Below are 13,616 nucleotides of genomic sequence, written 5' to 3' on the forward strand. Positions count from 1 at the left end.
AGCGTCTCTTGTAGTATCGGTCATTGCTGGTGAATCTTCTGTGCATCTTCGATCAACCGTTCCAGCAACGGCGGTGGCGAGTAGCCGAGATACTTACCGAGTTCGTGGAGAATGATCTGGGCGTGCGACCGGAAGGTCGCCGCCCAGCGTTCCGGCGGAAACACGATCTCATCAGCAGCCTGCTCGGTGACCAAGTCCAACAGATCACGGCTCACCAGCAGTGACAGCAATGCTGCATACAGCAGAATTTTCACCACAGCCGGGTTGGCTGTGTTGAACTCATCCAGTTCGTACTGCGTTTTGAGTTCACGGAACAACGTCTCTACCTCCCAGCGACACCGATACAGCGTCGCTAGATCCGAGGGGAGGAACTCCTCCCGTGGGTGGTTCGTGATGTAGAGATGGTAGTCGTCGGCGTCCTCGTCGCGGACGCCGACGACACGGAACCGCTTGGTGTCCAGCGACCGCGTCCCTTCGTACTGCCCGCGCTTGAACTCCGCTTCGACCTCTACGTCAATGTACTGCCGGTGGAGATTTTCGATGACATCGTGGATCTGTTCACCCTCCAAGGGAATGGCGCGACCGCGCCATTCCCATAATTTCTCCGTTATTACCGGATTCGAGCTCTCTTTCAACCGACTCACGAAGTAGCCGTCGTTCTCGTCAATCAACGCGAAACGGCGGTACTTGAAATACGCTAGATCGAGCAGAACAAGGCGCCCTTGCAGCCACGATCCTGTCTTGAATAACGTGCTGTCGTGCGTTTTCTCATCAGTCACGTCGATCCGTTCTATCGTCTGATCGGTGGCGTTATGGAGCAGGTGGAGCTTCGCTCCAGCCTGCTCCTCATGGCGGGCTTCGTACTCCTCAGAAAGAAACTCGTGCAACCGAAGTACGGTTCCATCTGCAATCATCACGTCTCTGAATCGATTGAGATCAGCACCACCAGCCTCGCGGAGGTACTCTGCGAGTGACGGCGTCAACCGATGATAGAAGCCGCCGGGTGAGATTGTCTCGTCAGCAGTCGAGTTATAGCTTCGTCGGAACCCAGCGAGTGTTCGGCTCTCGCCTGTGGCGAAGCCGAACACGAGCACCCACACGAGGACGGGTATCTCAAGCTTGCCCTCTCGCTCGACCACGCCGAGTTCCTCGGCGTGCTCTTCAAGGAACTCAGAGGGAAACAATGTAGTGAGCCGACGCATGATTCTCGATGAGGAGGCGCTGTTGGACACAGCTCTTGCCTCCTCATTCCTCTCGAAAAGGAGCCTCGATAAGCCGTCGCTTTCACGTGATTCTACTCTTAGCTAAAGACGGATGACGTAATAGCTGTCGTCTCTTTCCTCTCATTCATGATAGTTCCTTTCCGATCTTTTATGATATTATCAGAAAAATTACTTTGAGTTCGGTCAACAATCACTGAATCCGGTGGACTGTTGTTCACATCATCTACCATATACCTCTGACAGGTAGTCACAACGGGCTCTGTTGAAATACTATTTTCTTGATATCTTTCTTGCCAGAGTAGTCGTTATGGAGGTGTTGGACTGCTCGTTAGAGAAATCACCAGTTTCGGATGGATACTTATGCGAGCGTGCTGAATACACCGCGCGTATCGGTCACGACACTAATTTCCTAATTGAAAACCGAAGTATAGACATGCCTGATGACCAGTTTCAGTACGAATCGATTGGTGTGATCCAGACACCCTTCAAATCGCCGGGCGGAATGCCGATCCAACCGACTGGAGCGGATGACATAGTGGGGACCCTCAAGGTTGACAAGTCATATGCGGATGGTTTGCAGGATCTGGACGGGTTCACTCACTGCATCTTGCTGTATCATTTTCACGCATCTGCAGACACTACTTCCTTGCAGGTTGAACCGTTTCTTGATGACCAAAAAAGGGGAGTCTTTGCCACGCGGGCACCACAGCGTCCGAATCAGATTGGACTCTCTGTTGTCGAAATCGGCTCTGTCACAGATCACGAAGTGACTGTAAGAGGAATTGATGTCGTTGATCAGACGCCGTTACTGGATATCAAACCGTTCGTTCCTGACTTCGATGTTCCGAATGATGCAGACACAGGCTGGCTCAACGCATCGAAATCAACAATCCAATCAAAGCAGGCCGATGAACGGTTTCTTTGATAGGTTCGTCCTATGGGGACTGGTCTGATACTTGCAGAGTTCGGGCTTTCGGTTCTGGGAGTTCTGAAGGCAGCCATACCCACTGACCAGACATCGGAGGTCACGATGCTGGCCACGTTGGCCAATTTCCCTGTGATTTTCGTCAGCGGCATCTTCATTCCGGTCGAGAATCCTCCCGAGTGGGGCCGATTAGTGGCCTACGCGTCTCCATTGACCTACCTCGTCAAAGCGACGAAATACGGACTGGGAACCGGTGAGCGCAGTGGAATTTGAATTCTGGGCCTTTCCCTGTTTCCCATCGGGACCTTCGGCTTCGCAGTGTTGTTACACTGGAACCCCCATCCAAAACGCCTGTAACGCAGATTTGTCGCGTCTCAGACTTCGTTCACTGATCACTCCGTTCGGCGAAGCGTGCGCCGTAGTGAACGTCTAGTTTCGTGTCTGTCGTTTCAGATCCGCGATTTCGCCGAATGTACCAGACTGGTCATCACGGAGAGGTTCCAACGTCAGATATGGATCCAGCGGAGAGGTTTGAGCAAACCCGTGCTGAGCAGACGATCGATCGACGCACAGTCCTCGCGGGCGCCGCGACTGTGGGTGTCGCCGCCGTTGCCGGGTGCATGAACGGCGGAGACGGGTCGGAAGCGTCGGTCCCAGACCCGATCACCGTCGACAGCGACCGCGCGTGTGACAACTGTACGATGATCATCGGGGACTATCCGGGACCGACCGGCCAGTCGTTCTACGAGGACCCCGAATCGGTGCTCGGCGACGGTGAGAATCGGGCAGCCCAGTTCTGCAGTTCGCGATGCACCTACGCGTTCACGTTCGAGAACGAGTCGAAAGCGGAGCCAGAAGTCAGCTACCTCACCGACTACTCGTCGGTCGACTACGAACTCGACGAGAATGGCGATCAGCCGGAGATGGAGAAGTTCCTGGATGCGGAGACGTTCGCAGTCGCCAAGGACCTCACGCTGGTCGTCGACAGCGACGTGCGGGGCGCGATGGACAAGTCGATGATCGGCTTCTCCGACACCGACGGCGCGGAATCGTTCCAAGCCGAGTGGGGCGGTGACGTCTACGAACACGACGAGGTCAACCGCGAACTGATTCAGTCGCTGAAAGAATAATTGCCCCGAACGCGATCATCGATTTTCCACACGGTTTCGACAGCGTCGGGGTGCGACGACACGAAGCTACGCGCGGTGGCGGCAACCATATTGGGCCGAGTCCTGGACGCTAACTGAAACCGAAGGATCGACTGGTGACGTCAGCGCTCGATGGCCACGATCGTGACGGCGAGCGATCCCAGCGTCCAGACGGCGAGGCCGAGGAGGCTGGCTATCGGTGAGGCAGTCCGAGGGCCGGTTCCCGTGGCCGTGGTGACGACTGTCTCGAAGACTAGCCCACGGAACGCGCTGAGTGGACTGACGGCGATAGCGTGGACGAGTGCCGTGTCCGGGATGATTCTGTTGGCGAACCCGAAGACGAGCGCGAGATCAAGGCCGACCAGGAGGACAATGAGACCGACGATAGCCAGTGCGAGGGCGCTCCGGGTAGCGCTCGCCATCGCCGAGATAGCCAGTGCGACCGCTAAGACGGTCACGGCGAACGCGAGCGCGAGTACGACGAACCGAGCGTAAAGGATCGGCGAGTCGGTCCCGGCGTGGGTCGCATAGAGCCTGAGCGGTTCCTCGCGGAGGAACGCGACCGACGCACCGACGAGTATCAGGGGCACGCCGACGGCGACGATCAGTCCCAGGGCGCGGCCCACGTAGACACCGAGGACGTGCTCGTGGGGGGTGACCGGGTAGGTTTCGAGGACGTCGAGTTCGCCACGTTGCTCGTCGGCGACGATGGCCCGGTAGCCGAAGGCGACGGCAACGATTGGGACAAGCAGTTCCAGCGGCGTGATGAGGTCGACGACTGTGGGGACGTATCCCCCGGTGGCGCTACCGAGTACCGAGATGGTCAGCAAGACCCCGGTGAGGGCAAGTGAGAGCACCGCAAACGTGCGTGTCCGGACGAGCGTCCGGATCTCTCGGCCGACGACACGGCCGATCCGACCGAACGAGTCGGGTGCCTCGGTCACTGCCGCTGGGGCCGTCCCAGCCGCGTCCGACGTGTCGATCCCACCCGCACCGGACGTGGTCGTTCTGCGGTCCGGGTCGCTCATGCTGACTCACCTCGGACGCGAACCTGCTGCAGGTCACCGGTCACCGACGCCTCGTAGGCCTCTTGGAGCGTGTCGACGCCTATCCGGTCGAGTATTTCTTCCGGGTGACCTCGCTCTGTGACGACGCCGTCGTCGAGCAACAGCACCTGGTCGGCCGTCCGTTCGACGAAAGCCAGGTCGTGGGAAGTCAGCAACACGGCGGTGCCCCTATCGGCCAGATCCCTGGCGATGTCGAAGACACGGGTGCTCATCCCTGGGTCGAGGCCTGACGCCGGTTCATCGAGGACGACGACCGTCGGGTCGCCGATTATTGCCTGAGCGATGCCGACTAACCGCGTCATACCGCCGGAGAGGGCACCGACCCGCCGTTCGGCCGCGGCCCGAAGTCCGACCCGATCGAGGCGATTTAGAACGTCCTCGCGGTCTTCTCCGACCAGTGAGGCATAGAATTCGAGGGTCTCGACGACTGTGAATCCCGGTCTGAACGAGGGTCTCTGGGGCAGGTAACCGATCGGTCGTGGCACGTCGGGACCGAGGTACTCGACGGTGCCGCCAGTGGCCTCGTGGAGTCCGGCCAGTGCCCGGAGCAAGGTTGTCTTGCCGGCGCCGTTCGGCCCGATCAGGGCGGTCACGTCCCCGGCGGGTACCGTGACCGACACGTCGTCAAGCACCTGTACGTCGCCGTAGGCGAACGCGACCGAACTGGCGTTGAGCAGGACGTCGCTCGACGCGGCGTCGCGGTCGGCAGCGAGAGTCACGTCCGCCGCTTCGGGGCCGCCGTCGGTGGCTAAGTCGGCGTCCGGCGCGCGGTCGCTCGTCACCCTGACGCCGCTCCCGTCAGTCACTGCCGGGTCACTATCGGCCGCTGGGCCGTCATCGGTCGGCGGTTGGTTCGTCCGTCCTGAGTCGTATCGTTCAGTTGTCATCTGTCGGTCACCGTGGTGCCGTCGCAGGCATAGGCTTCGTTCGCATAGTCGGTCGCTTCAATCAGTTCGGGGTTGTTCGGCTCGCAGGTCGGTTTGAGGTCGGTGATACTCGACCGCTGCATCCCGGAGACGGACTGTTCGAGCCCCGAGAGGGCGGTGAGCGCCGGTGCGCGGGCGAGTGTCTCCGCCCCGTCGACCTCATGGAGGCGGCCGTCGACGGGATCGGTCGGCGAGTAAGGCCGCCCCGGCGGGTCGCCGTCGGCCACGCTGGAGCCTCCCTCCCAGTAGTTACCCTGACCGTCGTGGGACCAGATCCGCAGCGGGCCGGCACCGGCTTCGGCATGTTCATCGTTGGCGACGAAGTCGTTCCCGAAGACGCGATTTGTCGGGAGGACCGCGGCGTCGCGTGCGCCGACGCCGTTGCCGGCGAAGACGTTGTGCTCGTAGATGGAGGCGTCAGCCTCCATGTGCAAGCCGAGGGTGTTGTCCGCGAAGACGTTGCGCGCGACGTACGACTCCGTGCCGCCGACGTAGGCGGCGGTCTCTGACGACGTGATCTGATTGCCGACGAGCGCGTTTCGCTCCGGCCCCGTCATCACGTAGATACCGGTGTTTTCGGCCTCTGCGACCCGGTTGTTCGTGAGCAACGCACCGTCGTTGTGCATCAGGTGGATCCCGAGGACGCTATCGGTGATCTCGTTGTTCGTGACGATCGCTCCCTCGGAGCGATACAGGTAGATCGAGTCACGCCCATCGGTCACCGAGGAGTTCTCGACGACGCCGGGCGAGCGAAACACCATAATTCCGGCGTACCCGGAGGTGCCGCGGTCGGCGACCGTCACGTTCGCGTCCCTGACGACGGCGTCGGGACTCTCTCGGAGGATGATCCCGTTGGCCGGCGTCTTGACGTCTACGTCGACGATGGAGACGCGGTCGGCGACTTGCGCGGAGATGCCGGCGTCGGCGCCAGCGTAGTTCACCATGAAGCGGTCGTCCCAGCCCTCGGTCTCTTCGCCAGGGAGTTCCTCGGCGCCCCTGTCGAGCGTGCCCACCCCGCGGATGTCGAGGTTCCTGATCCCGACGTCTTCCTCGGTGACCGTCACGACCGACCCGTTTCCGTCGCCGCGGATCAGCGTGGATTCCTCGCCGGCGAGGGTGATCGGCTTGTCGATCTCGACCGTCTCGTTGTAGGTCCCTTCCGGAACCGTTACGGTGGTGTTCGGCGGGGCCCCCTCGATGCCCTCCTGGATCGTGTCGACATCCTCGCCGACGACGACCGAGACCGGCCGCTCGTCGTGTTCGCTCGCGTTCTCGACGAGCGAGTCGGAGCGCTCCTGTTGTTGGTCGATCCGATCTTTGACCGTGCTGGCGTCGTCGCTCTCGACGCGCATCTCGAGGGCCCCCTCCCAGGAGCGGACCTCGCCGCCGTATCGCTCGGCGAACGCATCGGCGTCTTCGCGCTCATCGAAAGAGGGGATGGCCGGACCGGCTGGCGACCGCGCGTCGCTCCCGACGACGAACCAGGCGTCCTCGGCCTTGACCCATCCCGACGACCGCTCGACCGTCGGATAACCTTCTTCATTCAGTTCGACGCCCGTGTCGCCGTAGTCGCTGACGTAGATGGCGAGCGGGTAGCCAAAGCGCTGCTCGTGACCGGACTGGCGCTGGGCGTCGACGTACGTGTCGACGCCATAGTAACCAACCACGTACTCGTACTGGGAGTGAAACGTCTGTACTCGCGGCAGTTCGACCGAAGGGTGGTCGCTGAGGGCGTACTCCTGTTCGAGCGTCATGCCTACGGTGACCGTGTCATCGAAGGCTACGGGCTCGGGCGAGTGAGTCCCTGTCTCAATCCCGAAGACCACGCCGATGCAGAGCACCAGCATCACCACGATAGCCACGAATACCCATACACGAACTCGGCTATTCACACGATGGTCTTGGAATGCCGCGAACAAAGCCGGTCTGGTCCACGTCTCGAACTTTCGAAGAGCTCACGCGAGACGACGATCAATTGGTGCGTCGTCAGTCCCACCCTGACAGGACAAGAGCCGAATTCCCTGGACAAGACAGCTGACCGAACACCGTTCACGGGCCGATCAATACTCCCAGTTTGTCGGTTCTTCGAGCAGACCATCGACGAGTCGCATGAACCGATCGACAAGCCGGTCGGCGATCGACGGTTCGACCAATCGAAGCATCCGAGCCGTCTCTTCCGGATGTGTAAGAACGAGCGTCACGTGGTTTCGAGCATCGCGCTCCTTCTCGAGGAGGTCCTGTTCGACGAGGTGGTCGAGATGCCATTCGAGCGTACTGCGCGCGATGTCGACCCCTTCAGCGACTTCGTTAGGAGCACTCGGTCCGTTGGCCATGAGGCACACAAGGATGTCTCGCGCCGTTTCCCGACGGAGTACGGCCAAAGCTCCCCGCTCCCAGGTTCCGTAGTCCGGCGTGTAGTAATGCGTCCGGCCGTACAGCGACTCCTCGACGATGTCATCGGAGCGTTCGAGTTTCCTGAGATGGTATTGTACCTGTCCCGGCGCGAGATCGAGGGTCCGGGTGAGTTCGTTAAAATGAATTCCGGGGTTCCCGCGAACCTGACGTGCAATTTGATCTCGTGTTTCGCTGATTGTGTAGAGTTCGATCGAGCAGGAGTTCACCGATCACTCGTTTCGTAAACCTTCGTGTGTGGGCCTCTATATCTCTCGATCCACCACTCGTATTCGCCAACTGAACCAGAACAATTGAGTCGACGAACCGTCTGGCATTCTTTACAAAAACAGGGGCTAGGTCAAACCGTCCCAGAGTCAATTACATGCATTCCGAATCGCTACTGGCCGTTGCCGTCGGTTTGCCACTCCATTTCGGAGCATCACTGACTGAAAATGTCCTAATTGTCATGCTTGGTGTCGGTGCAGTGTTCTCGATACTCATCGCGTTACTATCGTTCGCTGCATTCGTGAAGCGTCGGACGGTGTCGTATCTCCTGATCGCTGTCGCGTTTTCTACGTTTCTTGGCAAGACGAGTTTGGGACCTGCGTATCTCCTGGGAAGTACGAATACTGAGATGCACCACTTGTTGGAGCATACACTTGATGTTGTTATGATGGCACTCGTACTCGCTGCAGTCTACTACGCTTATTCGAGTGAAAATCAAGACCTTGGCTCCAGCTACCGGCGTTAGGGTGCTCGACGTCGAGCCGACCTATCTTGTGTCGTCACTTCGATATACCAGGACTTGACGAGTTCATTCACGTTGTGGAATATGATGCCAATCGTGATCAGCGTCGTGATGAGATAGACGATGAATCACGGTGGACCGCCGACGGTGTCTCCGAGCAGGCCGCCTGTGATACCGACGACGATGACTTCGATCCGCGTTACCAGCACCCGGGATACGAGCTTTGGATCCGGAGTGTGAGTTGTTGCTGACCGCTCTCCATTCGGAACATGGCGACTTGACGAGGATCTAGTTGTGTCGACCGAGTCACGTTCCTGAGCGTCTGTGTCTTGTTCCCCGTCCATTGTTACGATTAGTAGCTCTCCCCCACCCCCGAAAGTCGAGAATCAACTCCTCGGTCGTTGCCAAACTCATCTTCTGAGTCGGTCACGACTCTTTTGACGAGAATCAGAAGGGCTCGACCCATTTCGCTGTCTTGTTCATCGATATCCGCTGTTCAGAGTGACTTGTCGATGTTGTGAGTGAGACAGCCAACAACGATTTCACGGAACTGCTTCCACCAGTGTCGTGAGCGGACGAATGCCCCATATTTCCGTTTAAGACTGGAGTTCACCGTCTCGTTCTGACTTCGTTGGCCGTAGAGGTTGGCATCTAGCCGAGCATTCCACGCCTTGTGGAGCGACGAAAATTCTCGGTGCTTGATGACCGGACGAACACCATCTTCACGGGCTAACGCGCGAACCGTCTGGTCGTCGTATCCCTTGTCGCCGAGGAGAATCGTTACTTCATCGGTATTCCGCTTGATGAGCGACGGTGCGATCTGTGAGTCGTGTTTTCTGGTCGTCGTCACATGGAGATCGAGGATGCCATTCGCTTTCGTGTCCACGAGCAGTGTGACTTTCAACTGTTTAATCGTCAACTTCGTTCGCTTCGTGTAGTGTTTTGAGGCGTGGCTGCGGTCGAAGCCGGAGGCGTCGATTCCGACGACGCCGTTGGTCGGGAGAAGCGTAACCGAGAGGTTGAGAAGAACCCGCCAAACAGCCATGTCCAAGCGGTTGAACGCCTTTCACAATGTCGAGGGGGACGGAATTTCCTCAAGTCCGATGGCGCTTCGAATCCGAGGCATCTCGATAAGTTCGTCGAGAGGCGTCCGATACGTCGTATTCTTCCGAATCTTGAGGCAGAGCAAGACGATGTGCTGGTGAAGTGTGTACCGTCGTTTCGAGAACTTCGAGGAGTAGCGAGCGACAGCTCGTCGGGTCAAGTGATACGCCTGCTCAACAAACCGGAGCAATCGTGACTTCGGGAGGGCCTGCATTCGGTCAAACTACTGTTCGATCCTGTAACTCTCTGAGGATTTCAACAGAGCCTCACAACGATATCCAATCAGACGACGGCATAATCTACTAGAACGGATGGTGAGGAGTGTGATTGCGACACAAAAGATAGTAGCCATTTAGTGACCGTAGCCGCCCTCTTCGATTGGTCCCTGAAAGACCCCATATAGAAACTTGAAGTACCATAATACAAATACTAATACTGGCAATCCGAGCACTGTCACAAGATTGAGCGCAAGCGGCGAGACAATGGTTTCCTCAATCGTATATCCACCTGCGGGATAGATCGTCGGGAACAAGAGCACGGCGACGAGCGATCCGAGCAGTCCTGAGAGTGTCAGCGTACTTCCGAACCAGAGACGGGCACGATCGTGGCGAGCCAATAGGACGCCTACTACACTGATCACGACCGTCAGCCCAATGATCTCCGGAGCCGGCGCGGCCAAGAGTTGGTCACGGACGCTAGCACTGTCGTCTGTAAAGACGACGCTGAGCAGGGCGGCGACCGCAAGCAAGTAGGCGACTGTCGCCGCGATACCATAGCGACGCACTTCCACACGCAACCTCCCTTGGGTCTTCATGGCTAGGAATGCCGCACCACTTGTCACGGACAGACAGACCACGACGAGGCTTGTGAGTAGACTGGGGACGCCGAGCATCCCGCTCGCGAACACCCAGCTTCCGACTAGAGCACCAAGAAGGATCGGTGCGAGCGTGCTGCCGGCCACGAAGAGTCGATCACATGTACGTTTCCATTGGTCGTTATCTCGGTGTTCTCGGAGTTCGGGAGCGACTCCGCGGAAAATGAGTGCGATGACAATCGCGAGCGACAGCAGGTAGTGATCGCTCAACAGTCGGGAGTACACTGGTGGGAACGCCGCGAGGAGCGTTGTCCCGAATGCGACGATCCAGACCTCGTTGGCGTCCCATATCGGTCCGAACGCTGAGAGCAATGTTTCACGGTCGTCCTCGTCGGTCCGGGTGGCGTAAAGGATCCCGATCCCAAAATCGAAGCCGTCGAGTGCGACGTACATCGTGAGACAGAAGAGTACGACGCTGAACCAGATCATCGGAAGCAGGGGGTGAAGATACTGGTCGACAGGAAGGAAAGCAACCTCAGCCAAGGCGACTTCAGTCATCGCTGCCCACCACCGGGAGGCTCTCCCAGACTGAATCATGCCCTGACTCGTGGTCGGTAAGTCGCGACTGTTCACTTTCGACCAACGATGCCAAGACGTAGACAAATGCTCCTATTAAGGCGAGATAGAGGACGACGAACCCGACGAGCGTTATGGTTACCTCGCCAGAGGTCAACGATGTCGACACCGCCTCGTCCGTCTGAAGAATGCCCTGGATCACCCAGGGTTGGCGGCCGATCTCCGTGACATACCAGCCGGTGAGCATTGCGACGAACCCGAGCGGGGATGCAAGCATCATCGCTTCCAGGAACCGGTCGCTTTCAGTGAGCGACCCTCGCCAGAGAAGCGTGCCCCCCCAGAGCGCGAGGCCGATGAACAGAAAGCCCAGACCCACCATGAATCGAAACGCCCAGAACACGAGAGCAACTGGTGGACTCTCCTCGTATTCGTTGAGACCAAGTATCTCGGCGTCAGCGTCCCCACCGCTAGCGAGATACGAGCCGACTCCAGGTAGGCTGATTGTCCAGAGATTCTCTGCGCGGGGATCAAGAAGTGCGTCGGGATTCGCCGGGATCGCGATGAGATGGAGATCGGCTTGTCCGGTATCGTAGTGGGCCTCCATCGCGGCGAACTTCTGTGGCTGGGTGTTCTCGACGTGACGGGCGTAGGCGTCGCCGTGGATTGCCTGGAATGGTGCCGAAATCAGCAGAATAACGATTGCGAGCCGGAGGGCCGTCGCCCACTCGACGGCGTCCCGGTTCGTCCAGAGGAAGTACGCTGAGATCCCGGCGACGCCGAGGGCAACTGCAATGACCGCAGCGTTCATCATGTGTGTAAACATCCAAGGGAATCTCGGGGTCAGGAAGGCCGCGACCGGGTCCGTCAGCTGGGCGATTGTTCGTCCGTTCCGTTCGACGAGTTCGAACCCCTGGGGCGTCTGCATCCAAGCGTTGACGACAAGGATCCAAAATCCCGAGAGCCAGGCACCGATCCCGACGAGGACCGACGATAAGACGTATGTTCGGTCAGAGACACGCTCGCGGCCGAACAATAAGACCCCGAGGAAGACGGCCTCGAGGAAGAATGCCATCTTCGCCTCGAACGCCAGTGGACCCCCGATTAACTCGCCGGCGACCTCCGAGAATACCGGGAAGTTCGTCCCGAACTGGAAACTCATCGGGATGCCAGTGACCGTTCCCATGACGAATCCAATCGCGAAGATGCTTACCCAGAACTCTCGTAGTCGAGCATAGCGCTCGTCTCCTTGGTGGACATCTTTCCACGTGAAATATACGATAAACGGTGCCAGACCGATCGAGAGCGAGGCAAAGAGGATGTGAACGCTGATTGTCCAGCCGAACTGTAACCGACTTCCCAGTTCGGGTGGGAGGAAGGCAACCACCGAGCTGAGAGCGACTCCCATGTCGACAACGGTTGTCACGACTGGTGATGAGATTACAGCCATAGGTTACCAGAATGTAAAGACGGAGCCTTTTACTGTGAGAGGCGCAGTACGAGTCGGCTCAGTAGCACTCGAGATCCGTCGATTACAACTCATTGGTGGCCCTTAGGCATCGACCTACTAGAGGGGAGATCCGATTCCTATGGGATGGGAATCAGGGGAGGGTGGAACACTTTCCGGCCGTAACCGGTGGCCCACAATTGTATGGATATTATCACTTCCTGGCACCAAGCACTATCTAGTCAAGGATTCATCACCTCCTCGGCAGGCGTACAGTTGTTGAGCGCCTGGTTTGGTCGCTGGAAATTATATGAGGAGACGAAGGTGGCGAGCCAGCGTGCAGCGTTGGCTCTGCCGCCCATCCACGTCTGGTGAAATCGGCCACTCCGCATCGCAATCATCTAAAACTATTTTTAATCAAGTTCGGTTGACGTAGTCGAGGTGACCGTGTAGATCGCATTGAGCAAGCGCGGTCAAATAGTTCCTCTGTCTACGAGAAACATCGTCTCGTAAAAGTCCCATTTCTCGGCGACTGAGCCCGTTCCTCGCTGTTCTAAGACAATTATTTTCACACCAAGTCCATGAGCAGCTGCTAGAATCTACTTGTTCCAGAAGAGCACTCAACGAAATGGGACCGTCAGCGACCGTCTTTGATTCCTAACAGTTGGCGAAGAAGCTCAAAAAGGTCTTTGGATGAGGACTTCCCGCCGTATACTGTGATAGTATCGACACCAGAGTAGCCATGCTTACCAGATTCTTCGCGTTCCCAATAGAGCCAAGCAGTATCATCCCCATTGGTAAGCCTTGTCTCTTCAACCGGGAAAGACAACGAGAGAACCTTAGTGGTCTTCTGTTGGTCGCCGTCCTCTGTAGTCGTTGTTGTGACTTCACCGTCATTAATCGGTCGGGCACCCTCTCCGTCGTCGAGTACACTTCGAGAGCCGAAGCGATATCTGACATCCTTTTCGGTCGGGTCAAACGTCTCTCGCTCACCGTCTGAGTTCAAGAACTCTGAAGAGTTGACTCTGACTGAAACTTGGTCGTGTTCGTCAAGGTCGACAACGTTGTCTTCGTTTTCGGGCTGGACATCGATATCCAACTCGACCGGGAAATGCGCTGCTGCTACTCCACTGAGCACAGGGACAGCCGCTACACTTGCAGCAGCACCGGCTGTTCCTTTGAGAAACCGACGGCGGTTGAATGGGTTAGACATGATCGATCGTATCTTTGGAAGAAACAGGATTAGT

12 protein-coding genes and 1 pseudogene are annotated in these 13,616 nt (G+C 57.9%); 4 read left to right on the forward strand and 9 right to left on the reverse strand.

The window, feature by feature from the left end:
• Nucleotides 1-20: 20 nt before the first annotated feature.
• Nucleotides 21-1,202 (reverse strand): IS4 family transposase, encoded by a 1,182-nt coding sequence (locus C492_RS10775; RefSeq protein WP_008423393.1) that lies wholly within the window; start codon nt 1,200-1,202, stop codon nt 21-23.
• A 454-nt stretch (nt 1,203-1,656) separates the two neighbouring features.
• Here C492_RS10775 and tsaA point away from each other — a divergent pair, with 454 nt between their 5' ends.
• From tsaA to C492_RS10790, 3 genes are all read left to right on the forward strand, one after another.
• Nucleotides 1,657-2,148 carry a tRNA (N6-threonylcarbamoyladenosine(37)-N6)-methyltransferase TrmO gene (tsaA, locus tag C492_RS10780; protein WP_008423395.1) on the forward strand — a complete coding sequence of 164 codons (492 nt, stop codon included), beginning with the start codon at nt 1,657-1,659 and terminating at the stop codon, nt 2,146-2,148.
• Between the two features lie 12 nt (nt 2,149-2,160).
• On the forward strand, nt 2,161-2,421 hold the full coding sequence (locus tag C492_RS10785; protein WP_008423397.1) for an ABC transporter permease: 261 nt from the start codon (nt 2,161-2,163) through the stop codon (nt 2,419-2,421).
• 347 nt (nt 2,422-2,768) lie between these two features.
• Nucleotides 2,769-3,278, forward strand: a complete 510-nt coding sequence (locus tag C492_RS10790; protein ID WP_008423398.1) for a nitrous oxide reductase accessory protein NosL — start codon at nt 2,769-2,771, stop codon at nt 3,276-3,278.
• Between the two features lie 140 nt (nt 3,279-3,418).
• Here C492_RS10790 and C492_RS10795 read toward each other — a convergent pair whose 3' ends face one another.
• The 4 genes from C492_RS10795 to C492_RS10810 all read right to left on the reverse strand — a co-directional run bounded on the left by C492_RS10795 (nt 3,419) and on the right by C492_RS10810 (nt 7,880).
• The gene (locus C492_RS10795; protein ID WP_008423400.1) at nt 3,419-4,324 is read right to left on the reverse strand and encodes an ABC transporter permease; all 906 of its coding nucleotides are present in this window, start codon (nt 4,322-4,324) and stop codon (nt 3,419-3,421) included.
• Nucleotides 4,321-5,250, reverse strand: a complete 930-nt coding sequence (locus C492_RS10800; RefSeq protein WP_008423402.1) for an ABC transporter ATP-binding protein — start codon at nt 5,248-5,250, stop codon at nt 4,321-4,323. The genes C492_RS10795 and C492_RS10800 overlap by 4 nt, the downstream gene beginning before the upstream one ends.
• Nucleotides 5,247-7,043, reverse strand: a complete 1,797-nt coding sequence (locus C492_RS10805; RefSeq protein ID WP_008423404.1) for a NosD domain-containing protein — start codon at nt 7,041-7,043, stop codon at nt 5,247-5,249. Before C492_RS10805 ends, C492_RS10800 begins: the two co-directional genes overlap by 4 nt.
• A gap of 306 nt (nt 7,044-7,349) precedes the next feature.
• Complete coding sequence (locus tag C492_RS10810) at nt 7,350-7,880, reverse strand: winged helix-turn-helix transcriptional regulator (RefSeq protein ID WP_049893002.1); 531 nt, start codon at nt 7,878-7,880, stop codon at nt 7,350-7,352.
• A gap of 269 nt (nt 7,881-8,149) precedes the next feature.
• Between C492_RS10810 and C492_RS26065 the strand changes: the two genes are divergently transcribed.
• Complete coding sequence (locus C492_RS26065) at nt 8,150-8,434, forward strand: DUF7471 family protein (RefSeq protein ID WP_049892995.1); 285 nt, start codon at nt 8,150-8,152, stop codon at nt 8,432-8,434.
• A 493-nt stretch (nt 8,435-8,927) separates the two neighbouring features.
• Here C492_RS26065 and C492_RS10820 read toward each other — a convergent pair.
• The 4 genes and pseudogenes from C492_RS10820 to C492_RS10835 form a co-directional block, all read right to left on the reverse strand.
• Nucleotides 8,928-9,749, reverse strand: a pseudogene (locus C492_RS10820) (IS5 family transposase).
• A gap of 138 nt (nt 9,750-9,887) precedes the next feature.
• Complete coding sequence (locus tag C492_RS10825) at nt 9,888-10,907, reverse strand: cytochrome d ubiquinol oxidase subunit II (protein WP_008423409.1); 1,020 nt, start codon at nt 10,905-10,907, stop codon at nt 9,888-9,890.
• Entirely contained in the window at nt 10,900-12,330 is a 1,431-nt protein-coding gene (locus C492_RS10830; RefSeq protein WP_008423411.1) for a cytochrome ubiquinol oxidase subunit I, read from the reverse strand. Before C492_RS10830 ends, C492_RS10825 begins: the two co-directional genes overlap by 8 nt.
• Before the next feature lie 676 nt (nt 12,331-13,006).
• On the reverse strand, nt 13,007-13,582 hold the full coding sequence (locus tag C492_RS10835; RefSeq protein WP_049892996.1) for a twin-arginine translocation signal domain-containing protein: 576 nt from the start codon (nt 13,580-13,582) through the stop codon (nt 13,007-13,009).
• Nucleotides 13,583-13,616: the final 34 nt, after the last annotated feature.

The organism is Natronococcus jeotgali DSM 18795, assembly GCF_000337695.1.
Classification (GTDB): domain Archaea; phylum Halobacteriota; class Halobacteria; order Halobacteriales; family Natrialbaceae; genus Natronococcus; species Natronococcus jeotgali.